Annotated in this window: 14 protein-coding genes; 12 read left to right on the top strand and 2 right to left on the bottom strand. The window is 52.4% G+C overall.

Annotation, left to right across the window (positions count from 1 at the left end; genetic code table 11):
- The first annotated feature begins 10 nt into the window (after positions 1-10).
- The 3 genes from BLT02_RS03275 (at position 11) to BLT02_RS03265 (ending at position 4,361) form a co-directional block, all read left to right on the top strand.
- The gene (locus BLT02_RS03275; protein WP_092991514.1) at positions 11-2,542 is read left to right on the top strand and encodes an ATP-dependent Clp protease ATP-binding subunit; all 2,532 of its coding nucleotides are present in this window, start codon (positions 11-13) and stop codon (positions 2,540-2,542) included.
- Between the two features lie 125 nt (positions 2,543-2,667).
- Positions 2,668-4,044 (top strand): DNA repair protein RadA, encoded by a 1,377-nt coding sequence (gene radA, locus BLT02_RS03270; protein ID WP_092991512.1) that lies wholly within the window; start codon positions 2,668-2,670, stop codon positions 4,042-4,044.
- A gap of 83 nt (positions 4,045-4,127) precedes the next feature.
- Positions 4,128-4,361, top strand: coding sequence for a hypothetical protein (locus BLT02_RS03265; protein WP_092991510.1), 234 nt, complete (start codon positions 4,128-4,130; stop codon positions 4,359-4,361).
- Between the two features lie 203 nt (positions 4,362-4,564).
- On the opposite strand, the gene rbr is transcribed toward BLT02_RS03265, so the two are convergent.
- Positions 4,565-5,128: a rubrerythrin gene (gene rbr, locus BLT02_RS03260; protein ID WP_092991508.1), complete on the bottom strand. Its 564-nt coding sequence runs from the start codon at positions 5,126-5,128 to the stop codon at positions 4,565-4,567.
- 452 nt (positions 5,129-5,580) lie between these two features.
- Between rbr and BLT02_RS03255 the strand changes: the two genes are divergently transcribed.
- The 3 genes from BLT02_RS03255 (at position 5,581) to BLT02_RS03245 (ending at position 7,327) form a co-directional block, all read left to right on the top strand.
- Positions 5,581-5,934 carry a hypothetical protein gene (locus tag BLT02_RS03255; RefSeq protein ID WP_092991506.1) on the top strand — a complete coding sequence of 118 codons (354 nt, stop codon included), beginning with the start codon at positions 5,581-5,583 and terminating at the stop codon, positions 5,932-5,934.
- A 15-nt stretch (positions 5,935-5,949) separates the two neighbouring features.
- Positions 5,950-6,786 carry a hypothetical protein gene (locus BLT02_RS03250; protein WP_092991504.1) on the top strand — a complete coding sequence of 279 codons (837 nt, stop codon included), beginning with the start codon at positions 5,950-5,952 and terminating at the stop codon, positions 6,784-6,786.
- A gap of 67 nt (positions 6,787-6,853) precedes the next feature.
- On the top strand, positions 6,854-7,327 hold the full coding sequence (locus BLT02_RS03245; protein ID WP_092991502.1) for a GerW family sporulation protein: 474 nt from the start codon (positions 6,854-6,856) through the stop codon (positions 7,325-7,327).
- 208 nt (positions 7,328-7,535) lie between these two features.
- Here the strand turns inward: BLT02_RS03245 and rpmB are convergent, their stop codons facing one another.
- The gene (gene rpmB, locus BLT02_RS03240; protein WP_092991500.1) at positions 7,536-7,721 is read right to left on the bottom strand and encodes a 50S ribosomal protein L28; all 186 of its coding nucleotides are present in this window, start codon (positions 7,719-7,721) and stop codon (positions 7,536-7,538) included.
- A gap of 248 nt (positions 7,722-7,969) precedes the next feature.
- On the opposite strand from rpmB, the gene BLT02_RS03235 reads away from it, so the two are divergent.
- The 6 genes from BLT02_RS03235 (at position 7,970) to BLT02_RS03210 (ending at position 18,361) form a co-directional block, all read left to right on the top strand.
- A complete protein-coding gene (locus BLT02_RS03235; RefSeq protein WP_092991498.1) occupies positions 7,970-8,332 on the top strand; it encodes an Asp23/Gls24 family envelope stress response protein in 363 nt (120 codons plus the stop codon).
- 151 nt (positions 8,333-8,483) lie between these two features.
- Complete coding sequence (locus BLT02_RS03230; protein ID WP_092991496.1) at positions 8,484-10,199, top strand: DAK2 domain-containing protein; 1,716 nt, start codon at positions 8,484-8,486, stop codon at positions 10,197-10,199.
- Positions 10,200-10,516: 317 nt separating this feature from the next.
- Positions 10,517-12,538, top strand: a complete 2,022-nt coding sequence (gene recG / locus BLT02_RS03225; RefSeq protein WP_092991494.1) for an ATP-dependent DNA helicase RecG — start codon at positions 10,517-10,519, stop codon at positions 12,536-12,538.
- A 238-nt stretch (positions 12,539-12,776) separates the two neighbouring features.
- Positions 12,777-13,637 carry a DegV family protein gene (locus BLT02_RS03220; protein ID WP_092991492.1) on the top strand — a complete coding sequence of 287 codons (861 nt, stop codon included), beginning with the start codon at positions 12,777-12,779 and terminating at the stop codon, positions 13,635-13,637.
- Positions 13,638-13,980: 343 nt separating this feature from the next.
- Positions 13,981-15,909 (top strand): DNA gyrase/topoisomerase IV subunit B, encoded by a 1,929-nt coding sequence (locus BLT02_RS03215; RefSeq protein ID WP_092991490.1) that lies wholly within the window; start codon positions 13,981-13,983, stop codon positions 15,907-15,909.
- Positions 15,910-16,162: 253 nt separating this feature from the next.
- Complete coding sequence (locus BLT02_RS03210) at positions 16,163-18,361, top strand: DNA gyrase/topoisomerase IV subunit A (RefSeq protein WP_242869687.1); 2,199 nt, start codon at positions 16,163-16,165, stop codon at positions 18,359-18,361.
- Positions 18,362-18,484 lie beyond the last annotated feature (123 nt).

The following is an 18,484-nucleotide window of genomic DNA, read 5'->3' as shown; positions in this document are numbered from 1 at the left end:
GATTTTTTTTATGAAGGATAAGTATACAAAGAATGCCGAGGCGGCCCTTAAAGCCGCGAAGGAAGCCTCCAGAAAAACGAGACAGAATTATATTGGCACGGAGCATCTGATCCTTGGTCTTGCCCAGGAACCGGACGGCGTGGCATCAAAGATTCTGGCGGAAAACGGGGTTACCCGGGAGAGGCTGGAGGAGATGATCTCCCAGCTCAACATCCATCCGGGGAGTCTGGCGCTCCTGGACCAGGAGGGATATTCCCCCAGATGCCAGAAGGTGCTCCGAATGGCAGCCTCCCAGGCAGACAGGTACCGTTCCGACAGGGTCGGAACAGAGCACATCCTGCTTGCCATCATTCTTGAGAAGGACAATGTCGCTGCCAAGATCCTTGAGGCAATGGGGACCAATGTCTCCAGAATATATTTTGAGCTTCTGGCGGCGATGGGAGAGGATACTGCCGCCCACAGAGACGACCTGCAGCAGGCCGGCGCCCAGGGTGAGCACCGGGGCGCCCTGGAGCAGTACAGCAGGGATCTCACCCAGATGGCCTTTGACGGGAAGCTGGATCCTGTCATCGGCAGGGAGGATGAGATCCGCCGCGTCGTACAGATCCTGAGCAGAAGGACCAAGAACAATCCCTGCCTGATCGGTGAACCCGGCGTCGGCAAAACGGCGATCGTGGAGGGACTGGCGAGGCGCATAGTCTCCGGCAATGTTCCGGCCTCCATGAGGGACAAACGCCTGCTGACCCTGGATCTGTCCGGCATGGTAGCCGGTTCCAAATACAGAGGTGAATTTGAGGAGAGGATCAAGAGAGTCGTCGAGGAGGTCATCTCAGACGGAAACATCATCCTCTTCGTGGACGAGCTGCACACCCTGATCGGTGCGGGAGGCGCGGAGGGCGCCCTCGACGCGTCCAACATCCTGAAACCTTCTCTGTCCCGCGGAGAGATCCAGCTGATCGGCGCCACGACTATCAATGAATATCGCAAATATGTCGAGAAGGATGCCGCTCTGGAGCGAAGGTTCCAGCCTGTACAGGTGGAGGAGCCTACCCCTGCGCAGACGATCGATATCCTCAGGGGAATTGTCCACATTTATGAGGACCATCATCATGTGCAGGTCGAGGACAGTGCCCTTGAGATGGCTGTCAAGCTCTCTGAGCGCTATATCAACGACAGAAACCTTCCGGACAAGGCCATTGATGTCATTGACGAAGCCTGCGCTGCTGTCCGGCTCGGGACAGTGGAAAAGGGAGAGGACAAGTCCTCTGTTCTGGAGGAACAGATCCGGGACACCGATTCGAAACTGGCCAGGGCTTTTATGGAAGGGAAACTTGACGAAGCCAGAAAACTCCGCAGGGAGCAGGATGTGCTCGTCAAGAAGATAGAGAACCTGAACAACAGGCGGAGCCGTTCCCAGGATGAGCGCCGTCCTCTTGTTACGGAAGAGGATGTTGCCTCCGTCATATCCATTTGGGCAAAGGTTCCGGTGAACCGCCTGACCGAGAGGGAGAGCGCACGCCTCCTTCGTCTTGAAAAAGAACTCCACAAGCGGGTGATCGGCCAGGAGGATGCCGTGGAAGCAGTGGCGAGAGCGATCCGGCGCGGCCGTGTGGGCCTGCAGAACCCGGACCGCCCGATCGGTTCCTTCCTCTTCCTGGGTCCCACCGGTGTCGGAAAGACAGAGCTGTCCAAGGCGCTTGCGGAGGTCATGTTCGGTTCTGACAAGGATCTGATCCGCATTGATATGTCCGAATACATGGAGCAGTACGCGGTCTCCAAGATCATCGGCTCCGCTCCCGGCTACATAGGTTACGAGGAAGGCGGCCAGCTTTCCGAGAAGGTCAGACGCCAGCCCTATTCCGTCGTCCTGTTTGATGAGATTGAAAAAGCGCACCCCGATGTCTTCAATATCCTCCTCCAGATCCTGGACGAAGGACATATTACGGATTCTCAGGGACATAAGGTCAACTTTAAAAACACGGTCATCATTATGACATCAAATGTAGGCGCACAGAAGATCATTGCCCCCAAGACCCTGGGGTTTGCTCCGAAGCCCACGCAGGAACAGGATTATGAGCGCATGAAGTCGGGTGTCATGGAGGAAGTGAAAAAGATTTTCCGCCCCGAATTTATCAACAGGATCGATGAGATCCGCGTTTTCCATCCCCTGACTAAAGAGGAGATGGGCCGCATCACCAATCTTCTTGCCTCTGACCTGATCAGCCGGGCAAAAGACCAGCTGGGTATTGATCTGAAGATATCCTCTGCCCTGCGAAATCACATCGTGGAAAAATATTCGGATGCCAAAATGGGTGCCCGCCCGCTGAAGCGCGCGATCCAGTCCGTCATTGAAGATCCCCTCTCGGAGAAGATCCTGGCGGATGAGTTCCCTGAAGGGAGCACAGTGACTGCCGGATTCAGAAATGGGGAAGTCACTTTTTCCGCCAGAAAAGGACAGGTTCCAGGAAAGGGCCAGTCTCTGGAAAAGGACCAGTCTGTGGAAAAAGTCCAGCCTCTGGAAAAGGACCAGTCTCCGGCGTAAACTGACCGCAGGCATATCCATCCGGTGATTTTCCCGATCCAGAGCCGTCTGACAGCGCGTCACGGACGTATCCTGACCGGGGGTGGACGGAAATGAAATGACAACTGCAAAACTGTAAAACTTTTATGGCTAAAAAGATAAGAACAGTGTTTTTCTGCAGCAGCTGCGGACACGAATCGGCCAAATGGGTCGGCCAGTGTCCGGCCTGCAGGGAATGGAATACCATGACAGAAGCCCCCGCGCCGGATAAAAGCGCAGGGGCGGTTTTTGCCGGACAGACGCCGGGATTCAGAGGCCCGCTCAGAAAGCCTGTCCCCCTCAGCGCAGTGGAGGAGAACGCGGAGGAGAGGTTTTCCACCGGTTTCAGAGAACTGGACAGAGTCCTGGGCGGCGGGATCGTAGGCGGATCCATGATCCTTCTCGGCGGCGATCCGGGCATCGGCAAATCGACGATCCTCCTTCAGACCGCGCAGAATGCCGCCGCTTCAGGTCTCGATGTCCTGTATATCTCCGGAGAGGAGTCCCTCAGGCAGATCAAAATGCGGGGCAGGCGCCTGAATGTCTCCAGCGACAGACTCCGGTTTTTATGTGAGACAGACCTCGATGTGATCACACAGACTCTCGAGGAGGAAAAGCCCCGTCTGGCAGTCATTGACTCAATCCAGACTATGTACAGCGCCAGGGTCCAGGCATCTCCGGGCAGTATCACCCAGGTGAGGGAGACGACAGGTATCCTCCTGAGACTCGCGAAAGAGACGGGGATCACCTTTTTCCTGATCGGCCATGTGACAAAGGAGGGCAATGTAGCGGGTCCCCGTGTCCTGGAACATATGGTGGACGCTGTCCTCTATTTTGAGGGGGACAGATATGCCTCCTACAGGATCCTGCGCAGCGTCAAGAACCGCTATGGATCGACAAACGAGATCGGTATTTTTGAAATGAGGGGCGACGGCCTGTCCGAAGTTGAGAACCCGTCCGAGTTTCTGCTGAACGGCAGGCCTCAGGATGCGCCGGGCAGTATCGTCACCTGCTCCATGGAAGGGACGCGCCCCCTCCTTCTTGAGATCCAGGCCCTGGTCTGCCGGACGAGTTATGGTTATCCAAAGAGACAGACCACCGGCACGGACATCAACAGAGTGAGCCTCCTCATGGCCGTCATAGAAAAAAGAATGGGGATCCCCATGTCCCAGTTCGATGCCTACATCAACCTGGCAGGAGGCATCCGCCAGACAGAGCCTGCCCTTGACCTTGGAATCGTTCTTGCGATCCTGTCCAGCTTCAGAAACGCCCCTGTGGATGAACACAGGATCGTCTTCGGTGAGGTGGGGCTCAGCGGTGAGATCCGGGCCGTCCCCATGGCCGAAGCGCGGGTTAAAGAAGCCGCAAAAATGGGATTTACCTCCTGCGTACTTCCGGCTGCGAATATCCGGCGCATGCAGCCTGTTGAAGGAATGCGCCTGATTCCGATCAGATCCCTGGCAGAGATCGGGGATGTCTTTTAAAACCCGATGTCTTTAAATACTGACCCGGTATCCCGGCTCCTGCAGGACCGGGTAAAAATAAACGAAACAGAAAGGAAGACCACATGGCAATCAATCCCTTACAGATTCTGACCCTGAAAGATAAGCTGAATGGATTCAGGCACCGTCACAAAGGCTTTGTTTCCTTTATCAAAGCCGCCCGCAGGGAAGGCGTCCCGGTGGGCTCTGTCGTCGATGTCAAACTTACTTTCCCGGAGGGTGAAGCAATGACGACAAATTTCAGGGTTACGGAAGAGGACCTGGAACTGATCCGCATGCTCGTGGCACTCAAAGATTAAATATCTCAAATATAAAGAACAAAAAACAGATACAAAGAACAAAAAAACAAATATAACATACAAATAAAACAAACAAAAAAACAGGGCAGATTACGACTGGCGTAACTGCCCTGGTTTTTTTGAAGTCCGGCTCCGGATCTGTTTTTTACTTTATAATTGTTCCCATTACAGGTAGTGAAAACAGACCATGGGAAAGACCGTTATCAATAATTCTCGGCGTGGATCTCAAAGTAAGCCTGAGGATGGTTGCAGACAGGACATACATCGGGAGCGGAAGGTCCAACCACGATATGTCCACAGTTGCCGCATTCCCAGATGCGGTCGCCGTCCTTGGAGAAGACCAGGCCGCCCTGGACGTTCTCGAGCAGCTTGCGATAGCGTGCTTCATGCTCTTTCTCGATCGCGGCTACCATCTCAAAGAGATTGGCGATCTCCTGGAAGCCTTCCTCGCGGGCCTCTTTGGCAAAGGTGGGGTACATCTCTGTCCACTCTTCGTGCTCGCCATCTGCGGCAATCTCAAGGTTATCTGCTGTGCTGTGAACACCTTCAAGGATCTTGTACCAGATCTTTGCGTGTTCTTTTTCGTTGTCGGCTGTCTGAAGGAAGAGCTTGGCGATCTGCTCATATCCATCCTTTTTTGCCTTGGAAGCAAAATAGGTATATTTGTTTCTCGCCTGAGACTCGCCTGCAAAAGCTGCCATCAGGTTGTCAAAAGTCTTTGTGCCAATAAGATTTTTGCCGAGAGATGCATAATAATCCGATGCCATGAAAACCTCCTTATATCATTTTCATAGATTATGAGTTGACAGTAACTCACGCAAATCAGCGTTATGCATATTATAGCACAGGGAAAAATGTAAATAAACATCAATCCTCTTCACTTAAAGAAAAAGAAAATAAATCTTATATAAACAATTATGGACGACATGAACAATCATGTGTTTATATGCAGGCCACGCTCCATATTCCGGCTGAATGTGTGCTGAAGTATACTATTAAAAACCTGAAAACATGCTTTGCATATGCTGAATATAAGCAGAATTAATACCCGATGCTCCCGCCGAATGTCTCACGCCTAAATTCGCGAAAAGGCTTTTCTGTTTTTTAAAATAGATGTATGATAAGGAAGACAGTTTTTTACAGGCAATATGGCCTCTGTACCAGGCCGGATCAATAAACGAAAGAGGAAAAGTGCTGCCTGTATACGAAAGGACAGCGGATGGAGTTTTATAAAAAAATGTATATCAGCCCTAAAATCCGGGATCCCCGCAGGATCCGTCAGGATCTCCAAAGGGGGAAGGGGCATCTTACAGTCTATCTCCTGGTCCTCACAGAAGGGCCTGAGGGAAGGCCGCAGCTGGAGATTATGCACTGCGCAAACTTCCTGCAGCCCTATTATAAAGATCATTCGGTCTATGTCGTCGGTATGGCTTCGGGAAAAGCGGACGCCATCCAGATGGTGAACATGATCACCCAGGAGGCGTTTGACCGGACAGGGCAATGGGAAGCAGCCCTGTATCTGGCTGAAAGGACAGGGTGGGCACCTGTGTCTGAGGAATTGCCCGTGTATTGATCTAGGAGGAATAAAATGGCTGGTGCCATATTTTTCATATTGAGGATTCTGGGAACTGTCCTTTTGGCTGTTCTGGTCTTAGTTCTCATTATCCTTCTTATCGTCCTGTTTGTTCCGGTCCGCTATTCCTTTGGCGGGGAAGTCAGGGATCCTGAAGGCAGTACGGAGCCTCTTCATCTGGATCCCGCGAAAGACGTTTCTCTGGGAGGAGAGGTCAGTTGGCTGATGGGGCTGGTCAGGGGAAAGGCCTCTTATGAAGGTGCTTTTCAGATTGAGATCCGCGTCTTTGGCCGGAGACTGGATGTGCAGAAGCTGTTGAAGAAAAAGGCAAAACGGCAGGAAAAAGAGCCTTCCGGAGAAAAAAAAGCACCTGAAACCTTTGAGGAAAAACTGGAGCGTATCCTGACACGGATCGAAACCATTCACGCCAGGCTCGAGGATACCTTCTATGTTATGGGGACCAAATGCGGAGTCCGTGCCAGAGAGAAGATGGTTTTCTGTGTGCACCGTCTTCTGGGCGCGATCCTGCCTTCACAATGGAATTTGACGGGCGTTCTTGGACTCGGAGATCCCGCAAGGAGCGCCGGAGTCCTGTCTATACAGGGATTCTTGTATCCGATCACAGCCGGGCGCGTCACAATCGGTACAGATTACGAGCTGTACCGATATGACCTGAAAGGTCTGGCTTCAGGGAGTTTCCGCGTGATCTCCTATATCCGGTTCGGCTTATCCCTGTTATTGAGCAAGGATGTAAGGAAAGTCCTGATGAGGATCAAGAGAGGCCCCTTGTATATTGATCACAGAAGAAGGGCCGGCAGCATGAAAACAGAAAATAATCGCAAGGCGGCATGACAGCGAACATGCTATTTCCCTAAATAGCAGTTCCTTAATAAAGAGGAAAGGATGGAACGGTTTTAAAATGAAGGATGAAAAGAATGGAAACGGGAACACAAACGGAGTAAAGACGAACGGAAACGGAAACGGTGTTAAAACCAACGGAAACCGGATCAATTCTTTCCACCAGGTGCTGGATTCCCTGATGGAGGGAGCCCAGGGAGTCCTGACTTCCAAGACAGTCGTCGGCGAGCCGATCACGGTAGGCGATACGATCATTATTCCGCTCTCAGACGTCAGCATCGGTGTGGGCGCGGGCTCCAACGGAGCGGAGCGCAAAGATGGCGGCATGGGAGGCTTCTCTGCCAAAATGGTCCCGTCTGCAGTACTCGTGATCAAAAACAACATAACAAAGGTGGTCAATGTCAGGGATCAGACCAGCCTGACGCATATCATGGACATGATACCGGAAGTCATTGACAAGATCCGTTCCAGAAATACGGAGATGATCTCAGATGAGGATGCAGTGAACACGGCTTTCCCGGATAAAAACAAATAAGGGTCCAAAAATGCCGTGGATGTGAGCGGTGCTCACAGGCGTCTGTCCCCATTTTTGTCCGTGCATGGCTCATTGCTTCACGCAAAAAAGATTCCGGATCACGAAAGTGATCCGGAATCTGATTTTTTCATGTTATGGAACGGACGGGGCAAGCAACGGCCTGATCCGGAGAACAGTTCGGCCTGTCATCCGAAAGAGGAGATGCTTATTAAGCGCGCTCAACCTTGCCCGAACGCATACATCTTGTGCAGACATGAATCTTCTTGCTGCCGCCGGCGGTCTTTACAGCAATTCTCTGAACGTTAGCGTGCCACACTTTATTGGATCTTCTATGTGAATGGCTGACCTGATTTCCAAAGAAAGCGCCTCTGCCGCAGATATCGCACTTGGCCATCTTAACACCTCCTAACCCTTTTATATTCGGAAAAACAACATTAGTATATTAGCAGAATCATTATTTGAATGCAAGCAAAATTTTTCGAAAAGTGTAAGATTTCATGTTTTCTTTTTTGTGTGAGTCGGGTATAATTTATTCGTCGGTTTCTGCGCAGTGCGTTTTCCGGTCAGTTTCATGACGGAAGCGGACTTATTGCAAGAAATAAATCTGCTTTAATTGCAGGCCTGAAAGGAGTACATGCAATTATGAAGTCTTCTTATATGAATACGCATATGGGTAACATCTCCATAGACAATGAGGTGATCGCCCAGTATGCCGGCAGCGTAGCCAATGAATGCTTCGGGATCGTTGGCATGGCCGGTGTAAATATGAAAGAAGGAATTGTCAATCTTCTCAAAAAGGATACCATGACAAAGGGGATTGACGTGACGCTCACTTCCGCAAACCGGCTTGTGATCGATTTCCATGTAATCGTCTCTTACGGCGTCAATATTACAACTGTGGCAGATAATCTGATAGAGAGTATCCGCTATAAAGTTGAAGAATTTACAGGCCTGGAGATTGAGAAGATCAATATTTACGTGGAAGGAGTCAGACTGATCGACTGATCGGTCTTCGTCCGGAAGTGAATACGGCGGGATCCGGGATCTCTGAAACAGCAGATTCTGCAGGGATCTGAAAGAAACAGATCCTGATCGGACAGATCCCCGCTGTGTCTTCTAATGGCGGGATACAGACTGGAAGGAGTGTTTGAATAACATGAATGAAAATATACAATCCGAGGGTGTCCGGAGCATTGACGCCGAGCGTCTGATCACCCTGTTTCTGGCAGGAGCAGCCAAGCTGGAAGCGGGAAAGGAATGGATCAATGAGCTGAATGTTTTCCCTGTACCGGACGGCGATACAGGAACGAACATGACTCTGACCATCAAGTCCGCTGTCGCGGAGGTTGGAAATCTCGATGAAGCATCCAGAACCATGCGGGATATCTGCAAGGCGATCTCCTCGGGCTCGCTGCGCGGCGCCCGCGGGAATTCCGGCGTCATTCTCTCTCAGCTGCTTCGCGGATTCAGCAAGGTTGTCCGCGACAAGGATACGATCACGGTCCAGGTGACCGCGGATGCCTTTGCCCGTGCGGTGGAGACTGCCTACAAAGCCGTTATGAAGCCCAAGGAGGGTACGATCCTGACTGTGGCAAAGGGCATCGCGGAAAAGGCCAGAGAGCTGGCTGACGAGGGTGTGGAGGACTTTGATGTCTTTTTCCCGGATGTCATCAGTTACGGCGAGGAGGTCCTGGCAAAGACCCCGGATCTGCTTCCGGTGCTCAAGCAGGCCGGTGTTGTAGACAGCGGCGGCCAGGGACTGATCCAGTTCCTGAAGGGATGTTATGACGGATATCTCGGCAAGGAGATCTCCGTGATCTCGGAGGAAGAATCCCAGACAAAGGAGGCTGCCGCCGAGCCGGAGGCCCCTGTCTTCAAATATCTCTACAGCACTGCGTTCCGGATCGTACTGGATAAGGAATTTAATAAATCCGCGGCGAAGAGCCTGCGCAAGTATCTGGAGACGATCGGCGACTGTGTTACATGTGAGCATACTGAGGAAGAGGTCCAGGTCAGTGTCCAGACCAATGATCCCGGCCTGGCGCTTCAGAAGGGTATCCAGTACGGTGAGCTTTGTTCCCTTACGATCGAAAACCTGAAGCTCGAGAAGCCCGGAACAGCAAAAGCCGCCGAGGTGGAAAGCCCGAAAGCCGGGGCTGCAACGGCGCCTGTGACAGAGCCGGTGCCTGATCCGGAGCCCGAGATGGAGCACAAACAGTTCGGCTTCATCGCGGTTTCCGTGGGTGATGGTATTGAAGAGATTTTCCGCGGTCTGGGGGTCGACTCCGTCATTTCCGGCGGACAGACCATGAATCCCAGTACGGACGATATCCTCTGCGCTGTGAAAAAAGTAAACGCGGATACTGTCTTTGTCCTGCCCAACAACAAGAATATCGTGATGGCGGCCAATCAGGCAGCAGACCTCTCCGAAGACAAGAAGGTGATCGTGATTCCGACGACCACGATCCCTCAGGGCATTACTGCGATCATCAATTTTGCTCCTGATCTTTCAGCAGAAGAGAACAAGGAGAATATGCTCGCCGGGATCAAGACGGTAAAGAGCGCGGAAGTGACCTATGCAGTCCGCGACACAGTTCTTGACGACATCGAGATCCATAAGGATGATATTATGTGTATCGGTGATGCCGGTATACTCTCAGTGGGCAGCACCAGGGATGAAACAGCCATCGCTGCTCTTGAAAAGATGGTTGGCGAGGACACCGAGATCATCAGTGTCTACTATGGCTGTGATGTCACCGATGATGAGGCGGAAGCCTTACGATCCAAGATCCTTTCCCGCTTTGAGTCCTGCGAGGTGGAACTGCAGCAGGGCGGCCAGCCTATTTATTACTATATTCTGTCTGCGGAATAAGACACCTGTTTTCTCTGTGGAAAGGGACATCTGCTCAGTCCGCAGAAAATCCGCAGAAAAGGACATCTGTTTTTGTCTGTTAAATAAGAACACCTGTCCTGCCGGTGGAAATATGACATTTCCTGTCCTGCACTGACCAGCGATTGGCCAGTCCCATAACGGCATAATTTGAAAAGCTTTCGATACCGGCCTGCAGAGGCCGGTATCGTTTTATTGATTCAGGGAATAACAGATCAGAAAAAGTAAAAAATAGTAAAGACGAAAGTACAGACTAAATTCTCACAAATATTCGTCCCCGGACGGGAACAGGAATCAGAATGCGGCTTGATGCAGAGGTAAAAGAACTGAAAGGGGCAGGACCGAAAGCGGTGGAAGCCCTTATGAAAAAAGAGATCAGGACGATAGGGGACCTTCTGCGTTTTTATCCGTCCGGATATGACCATTTCACTCCTGAGACCACAGTGGCGGAAGCTGAACTGGGAGAATGCTGTTCTCTGAAGCTGACACTGATCTCCGGAGGAAGTACTTTCCGCAGGGCGGGAAAGGTGATCTCCCATTTTGAGGGGACGGACGGGACGGCCCGGGTCCGGCTGACTTTTTTTAATATGCCCTATGTGAGGCAGACCCTGACCGCTGGCAAAAGTTTTGTTTTCAGAGGGGTGCTTCGGGAGACATCGGCCAAAACCAGGGTGATGGAACAGCCATGGTTCATTGAGAGCCGGCGGTATGGAGAAGTTCGTGGGACCTTTCAGCCCCGATACCCTTCTGTAAAAGGGATCGGCCCGGCCAGGATGCGGTCTTTTCTCATGCAGGCCCTCAAAGAGACTGCATCTATAAAAGAAGATCTTCCTCCAGAATATATGGAAAAATACCAGCTGGTCAGCCGCCACAGGGCTCTGCAGTGGATACATTTTCCGGAAGGAAGGGAGAGCCTGCTGGAAGCGAGGAGACGGCTGATCTTTGATGAATTCTTTTCCTTTATTATCGGGGTAAGGAGACAGAAAACGGAAGAAGCCGGCCGTATTGACCCCCGCCCGATGAAGGAGGAAGGGGCCTGGTGCGGGAGGCTTAAAGCAGCCCTTCCTTTTTCACTTACTCCGGAACAGGAGGATGTCTGGCGGGAGATCCGGGGCGACCTGACAGGAGGGCGCCTGATGAACCGCCTGCTCCAGGGAGACGTGGGCTCCGGCAAGACTGTCCTTGCTTTTCTGGCACTCATCCTCTGCGCGGAAAACGGGAGACAGGGGGCCCTGATGGCGCCCACAGAGGTCCTGGCCAGACAGCACATGGATACGCTGACAGCTTATCTGGAGAAAAGCGGTCTTCCGGTCCGGCCTGTACTGCTGACAGGCTCTGTAAAAGGAAAAGCACGCAGGCAGACCCTGGAGGAGATCGCCGGCGGGACTGCCGATGTGGTCATCGGGACCCATGCCCTTTTTCAGGAAGCGGTCTCTTTCCGGGACCTCGGCCTTGTCATCACGGATGAGCAGCATCGCTTCGGTGTCCGCCAGCGCACCGGTCTTATGGACAAGGGCTCGGATGTACCGGTGCTGGTCATGAGCGCCACTCCGATCCCCAGGACACTGGCTATCATCCTGTACGGAGAACTCCAGGTCTCTTCCCTGAGAACGCTTCCTCCTGAAAGAAAACCTGTGAAAAGCCTGGCCCTCCAGGATACACAGCGCGGACGGGCATACCGCTTTATCCTTTCCCAGATCGCTGCCGGCCGGCAGTGTTATGTGATCTGCCCGGCTGTGGAGGAGGGGGAGATGCAGGAGATAGAAAACGTCAGGGATTATACAGAAAAACTCCGTGCCTCCCTTCCGGACACGATCCGGATCCTGTCAATGACAGGGCGCATGAAGGCCGCAGACAAAGCTCTGGTCATGGATACATTTTCCGCGCATGAAGCAGATATCCTTGTGTCCACCACTGTCATTGAAGTGGGGATCAATGTCCCAAATGCCACGGTCATCCTCATTGAGAACGCAGAGCGTTTCGGTCTTTCCCAGCTGCATCAGCTGCGCGGCCGGGTAGGCAGGGGAGCGGACCAGTCCTATTGTATTTTTTTGTATACCGGAAAAGAGAAACCGGACCGGCTATCGGTACTGGAAGAAAACAGCAGCGGATTTTCCATTGCGGAGCAGGACCTGAAAGCCCGCGGACCGGGAGATGTTTTCGGAACGCGCCAGAGCGGGATGCCTCAGTTTGACCTTGCCGATATCTATGAGGATTCCGATCTTTTAAAGGCGGCGTCTGCCTGCGCGGATGAGATCCTGCTGAATAATCCGGAGTTTCGACTCTCTGAAGAGCGGAGGATCGACTTTGGAACGATTTGAGCCCGTCAGTGAACACCTGCAGAAAAGAAGCAGATCAAAGTTGACTTTCGAACAGACAGCCTATATTATGATATTTTGAAATCAAATGTTCTTCTTTTAAAGATTTTAATACTTTTTGTATAGGTATTGTTTACGACCGGCATGGATCACCTGATCAAAAAAGCTTTTCCCCTTGATCATCCTGTTGAATGGTATGAGGAATGCCGGAGGACTCCTTTTAAAATATGGAGGTAGAGATATGCCGAGAGTGGCCGTTATGACGGACAGTAACAGCGGAATCACACAGCTGGATGGAAAGAATATGGGCGTCGGAGTGATGCCTATGCCCTTTACGATCGATGGCAAGATCTATTACGAGGATGTCAGCCTCTCGAGAGAGGAATTTTTCCAGATGATGGCAGATGACAAAAACATCCTTTCCAGTCAGCCCGCCCCCGCAGATCTGCTGGAGATGTGGGACAAAGCTCTTGAAAAAAACGACCAGATCGTCTACATCCCCATGAGCAGCGGTCTGTCCGGTTCCTGTCAGAATGCCCGAATGCTTGCCAACGATTACCATGGAAAAGTATATGTCGTCAACAATCAGCGCATCTCTGTCACGCAGAAACGGTCTGTGCAGGATGCCCTCCAGATGGCGGCCAACGGGATGGATGCAGCCAGGATCCGCGAGGTCCTCGAGAGGGAGCGCTTTGACAGCAGCATCTATATCATGCTGGATACCCTGAAATATCTGAAAAAGGGAGGGCGGATCACACCCGCGGCAGCGGCGATCGGCACCCTGATGAGGATCAAGCCGGTCCTGCAGATCAAGGGAGAAAGGCTGGATGCCTTTTCAAAAGCGCGGACACTGAACCAGGGCAAGACGACTATGATCAACGCGATCCGCCATGACATTGAAAACCTCTATGGAGAAAACAATGTCTGGATGTATGCTGTGCATGCCCAGGTCCCCGATGAGTTTGCAGTCTTCAGAAAAGAAGTGAGAGATGCCTTCCCGGGGTATGAGGTCGAGGACGACAGACTTTCCCTCAGCATCTGCTGTCATATAGGTCCCGGCGCCCTGGCAATTGCCTGTGCCAAAAAAAGTTCAAAACTCTGATCTGCCGACATACGCAGACCATGCGCAGATAATCATGCACAGATGATAAAGCAGATAATCATTCGCAGATGATAAAGCAGATAAAAAAGAAAAGAAGCGTACTTGGATTCAGGAATGGGGGTTCGTCCCTTTAAGGCGAACCTCTTCTTTTTTCGCGCGGCTTTTCCGGCATGAGTTTTTGTTCTCACTTCTGAAACAACAGTTTTTAAGTAGAATTTTTTAAGTAAGATATTTTAAAACATTTTTTAAATAACATCATTTAATAATGCATAATAAATGATCTGCAGTTTACATTTTTGCAATAATCATGAGATCTGATCATAAGGAGATGCAGTAAACCATAATGACAAATCCAAATAATGAACAATACGGTGCAGAGAGCATCCGGGTCCTGGAAGGGCTCGAAGCTGTCCGGACCAGGCCCGGTATGTATATCGGCAGTGTCTCCACACGGGGACTGAACCACCTGATCTACGAGATCGTGGACAATTCCGTCGACGAGCATCTGGCCGGGTTCTGCGACACGATCCATGTCACCCTTGAAGCCGATGGTTCCTGTACTGTTTCTGATAACGGGAGAGGGATTCCGATCGGTATGCATGAAAAAGGAGTCAGCGCGGAGCGCGTGGTGTTCACGACTCTGCACGCCGGCGGTAAATTTGACAACAGCGCCTACAAGACCAGCGGAGGCCTGCACGGCGTAGGCTCCAGCGTGGTCAATGCCCTTTCCGAGAAACTGACGGTCACTGTTACGAGGGACGGGTATGTCTATGAGGACCGCTATTCCAGAGGCATTCCGCTTCTGGAACTTGAAAACGGACTTCTGCCGGTCGTCGGAAAGGCGAAGGGGAGCGGGACATCCATCAATTTCCTGCCTGATCCGGAGATCTTTGAAAAGACCCGGTTTAAGGAGGATGATGTAAAGAGCCGTCTGCACGAGACTGCCTATCTGAATCCCGGTCTGACCATTTTTTACAGAGATCTCAGAGGGGAGGAGCCCGAAGAGATCACCTACCACGAGCCGGACGGGATCGCCGGTTTCATCCGCGCCCTCAACAAAAAGAAGGAAGCCGTCACCGGGATCATAAGCTTCAGCGGCGCCTATGAGGGGATCAATGTGGAGATCGCCCTGCAGTATGTCAATGAATTCCACGAAAATGTGCTGGGCTTCTGCAACAACATCTACAATGCGGAGGGAGGCACCCACCTGACCGGTTTCAAGACCATATTTACTCAGGTGGTCAACAATTATGCCAGGACCCTGGGGATCCTCAAGGACAAGGACACCAACTTTACCGGCGCGGATATCCGCAACGGCATGACCGCGGTCATCTCCATCAAGCATCCCGATCCCCGTTTCGAGGGCCAGACCAAGACCAAGCTGGACAACCAGGATGCCGCGAAGGCGGTCTCCCAGATCGCGGGAGACGAGATCGTCCGCTATTTTGACAGAAATCTCGATACCCTGAAGGCTGTGATCGGGTGCGCGGAAAAAGCCGCCAAGATCCGCAGGGCGGAGGAAAAAGCCAAGACGAACATGCTGACCAGGCAGAAGTTTTCCTTTGACTCCAACGGCAAGCTCGCCAACTGTACCAGCCGCGACGCCAGTAAATGTGAGATCTTTATCGTAGAGGGAGACTCGGCCGGAGGCAGCGCCAAGATGGCCCGCGACAGGATGTACCAGGCGATCCTCCCGATCCGGGGCAAGATCCTGAACGTGGAGAAGGCGAGCATCGACAAGATCCTGGCAAATGCTGAGATCAAGACGATGATCAATGCCTTTGGCTGCGGATTTTCGGAAGGATACGGCAATGATTTTGACATCTCGAAGCTCCGCTACGACAAGATCGTGATCATGGCTGATGCCGATGTGGACGGCGCCCATATTTCGACACTCCTCCTGACACTTTTTTACAGGTTTATGCCCGAACTGATCTACGAGGGCCATATCTATGTCGCCATGCCCCCCCTCTACAAGGTGGTTCCGAAGCGGGGAGAGGGACAGTACCTCTACGACGACAATGCCCTGGCAAAATACCGGAAGACCCATCGGGGAGACTTTACCCTGCAGCGCTACAAGGGGCTGGGGGAGATGGATGCCGAACAGCTATGGGAGACGACCCTGGATCCCGCCCGGCGCCGCATGAAACAGGTCAGGATCGAGGATGCGATCACCGCCTCTGAAATGACGGAGCTTCTCATGGGCTCCGAGGTACCGCCCCGCAGAAGCTTTATTTATGAGCACGCGGCGGATGCCGAGCTGGATGTATAGACAGGCCTGAAAGCCTTTACTGACTGCGATCACAGGTATGCGCGATGAAACAGGCGGATATCCCTTTTTTGTAAGCGTTCCTGAGGTAGAAGCAACAGTACTGCGCGATGAAGAACAGATACAGGAATGACAAATGAGTAAAAATAAAAAGGATAAGGATTCCGGCAGCAGCCGGGACCATATTTTTGACCATACAGCCGGACAGACCGGGGAAGCGGGAGAACAGATCATCAGCACGGAATATTCAGAGCTGATGCAGAAGGCCTATATCGATTATGCCATGAGCGTCATCATATCAAGGGCTCTGCCGGATGTCCGCGACGGGCTAAAGCCCGTCCAGCGCCGTACTCTCTACGACATGTACGAGCTGGGGATCCGGTCGGACCGTCCCTACAGAAAGAGCGCCCGCATCGTGGGGGACACGATGGGTAAATACCACCCTCACGGGGACAGCTCCATCTACGACGCCCTTGTGGTCATGGCCCAGGAGTTTAAAAAGGGACTGCCCCTGATCGACGGGCACGGGAATTTCGGCAATATCGAAGGGGACGGCGCGGCCGCCATGCGTTACACGGAAGCCCGTCTGCAGAAGATCACCGAAGAGGCCTTTCTCGCCGACCTGGACAAGGATGTAGCCGATTTCGGACCGAATTTTGACGAGACGGAAAAGGAACCGGTCGTCCTGCCGGTCCGCTTCCCCAACTTTCTGGTCAACGGCTCTGAGGGTATCGCTGTCGGTATGGCGACCAGTACGCCTCCCCACAGCCTGTCCGAGGTCATCGATGCCCTGCTGGCGCTTCTGGATGATGCGGACATAAGCAATGAAGCCCTGATGAGGATCCTGCCGGGGCCTGATTTCCCGACCGGCGGCATCATCGTCAACCGCGATGACCTGCCCGCGATCTACGAGACCGGCCAGGGCAGGATCCGGATCCGGGGAAAAGTGGAGACCGAAAAGGGCAGGAACGGCCATATCAATCTCGTCATCACAGAGATCCCATATACCATGGTGGGAGCAGGCATAGGCAAGTTTCTGTCGGATGTCGCCGCCCTGGCGGAAAACAAGATCACCAACGACATCATCGATATCACCAATCAGTCCTCCAAGGAGGGCATCCGGATCGTCATCGAGCTCCGCAGGGACACGGATATCGAAAATTTCAAGAACCTCCTGTACAAAAAGACCAGGCTGGAGGATACTTTTGGGGTCAATATGCTCGGTATTCTGGACGGACGGCCCGAGACCATGGGCCTTCGCAGGATCCTGGAGGCCAGCGCCGACTTTCAGTATGAGATCACAGGCCGAAAGTATTCCAATCTGCTGGAAAAAGAACAGAAAAAGCGGGAGATCCAGGAGGGCCTGATCCGGGCCTGCGGCGTGATCGACCTGATCATCGAGATCCTCCGCGGATCCAGAGACCGCGCCATGGCCAAGCGCTGCCTGGTCCAGGGAGACACGGAAGGGATCCGCTTCAAATCGGACATGTCCAGGGAAATGGCTGCCCAGCTGCAGTTTACAGAGGTGCAGGCGGACGCCATCCTCGATATGCGGCTCTACCGCCTGATCGGCCTTGAGATCGAAGCGCTGATGAAGGAACATGAGGAGACAGTCACCAATATCTACCGCTACGAGGATATTCTTGAAAATAAAAGCGCCATGACCCGTGTCATCCGGGCAGATCTTCTGGCATTGAAAAAGAAATACGGACAGCCCCGCAGAACGGAGATCATCCAGGGGAAGGAGGCCGTCTTTGTCTCTCCGGAGGCGGATGCACAGAGAGACCTTATCTTTGTCATGGACCGTTTCGGTTATGCCAAGACGATGGATCCTGCTGTTTTTGGCCGCAACGAAGCCTCAGCAAGGGAGTCCTATACCTTCTGCGTACCCTGTAAGAGCGACAGCCGCCTCTGCCTGTTTACAGAAGAGGGCCAGCTCTACACCCTCAAGGCAATGGACCTGCCTGCAGGCAGAATGAGGGACAAGGGAATCCCCGTGGATAATATCAGCAGCTGTGACACATCGAAGGAAAGAGTGATGTTTGCTGATTCACAGGATACTCTGCGGCTGGGCCGCGTGGTCTTTGTGACCGGGAACGGCATGGTCAAGGCTGTTCCGGGCACGGAATTTGACGTGATCAAAAAGAAGGTCGCTGCTACAAAGCTGGCAGAGGGGGACTCAATCGTTTTTGCCGGCCGGCTCGACGACGCAGTCTCCATAGTCCTTCAGTCGGAAAAGGGATATTTCCTGCGCTTCCCTGTGGAGGATATTCCCGAACAGAAAAAAGCCGCCGCCGGTGTGAGGGGGCTCCGGCTTTCCGAGGGCGACAGGATCGAAAACGTCTGGCTCCTGGGCCAGGGAGATAAAACTGTGGTTACCCTGCACGACACCCAGATCGACCTCTCCCGCCTCAGACTGTCAAAGAGGGACGGCAAAGGGACAAAACGTTTTTAAAAGAATTAAAAACTGAAATATGGAATGCCGGAATATGGAATAGATTTTGAAATAGTTTTTTCAATTGATAATTTGACAGAAAACAGTAATATATATAGTATATGTTTTGGATTAATTAGTTTT

The organism is Sarcina sp. DSM 11001 (assembly GCF_900101015.1).
GTDB lineage: Bacteria > Bacillota > Clostridia > Lachnospirales > Lachnospiraceae > CAG-791.
This window is presented reverse-complemented; position numbering and strand designations above follow the sequence as displayed.

Bases quoted from the DNA above. Each gene is read 5' to 3' on its own strand.
- BLT02_RS03275 (WP_092991514.1), top strand. From the start codon at position 11: ATGAAGGATAAGTATACAAAGAATGCCGAGGCGGCCCTTAAAGCCGCG.
- radA (WP_092991512.1), top strand. From the start codon at position 2,668: ATGGCTAAAAAGATAAGAACAGTGTTTTTCTGCAGCAGCTGCGGACAC.
- BLT02_RS03265 (WP_092991510.1), top strand. From the start codon at position 4,128: ATGGCAATCAATCCCTTACAGATTCTGACCCTGAAAGATAAGCTGAAT.
- rbr (WP_092991508.1), bottom strand. From the start codon at position 5,128: ATGGCATCGGATTATTATGCATCTCTCGGCAAAAATCTTATTGGCACA.
- BLT02_RS03255 (WP_092991506.1), top strand. From the start codon at position 5,581: ATGGAGTTTTATAAAAAAATGTATATCAGCCCTAAAATCCGGGATCCC.
- BLT02_RS03250 (WP_092991504.1), top strand. From the start codon at position 5,950: ATGGCTGGTGCCATATTTTTCATATTGAGGATTCTGGGAACTGTCCTT.
- BLT02_RS03245 (WP_092991502.1), top strand. From the start codon at position 6,854: ATGAAGGATGAAAAGAATGGAAACGGGAACACAAACGGAGTAAAGACG.
- rpmB (WP_092991500.1), bottom strand. From the start codon at position 7,721: ATGGCCAAGTGCGATATCTGCGGCAGAGGCGCTTTCTTTGGAAATCAG.
- BLT02_RS03235 (WP_092991498.1), top strand. From the start codon at position 7,970: ATGAAGTCTTCTTATATGAATACGCATATGGGTAACATCTCCATAGAC.
- BLT02_RS03230 (WP_092991496.1), top strand. From the start codon at position 8,484: ATGAATGAAAATATACAATCCGAGGGTGTCCGGAGCATTGACGCCGAG.
- recG (WP_092991494.1), top strand. From the start codon at position 10,517: ATGCGGCTTGATGCAGAGGTAAAAGAACTGAAAGGGGCAGGACCGAAA.
- BLT02_RS03220 (WP_092991492.1), top strand. From the start codon at position 12,777: ATGCCGAGAGTGGCCGTTATGACGGACAGTAACAGCGGAATCACACAG.
- BLT02_RS03215 (WP_092991490.1), top strand. From the start codon at position 13,981: ATGACAAATCCAAATAATGAACAATACGGTGCAGAGAGCATCCGGGTC.
- BLT02_RS03210 (WP_242869687.1), top strand. From the start codon at position 16,163: ATGCAGAAGGCCTATATCGATTATGCCATGAGCGTCATCATATCAAGG.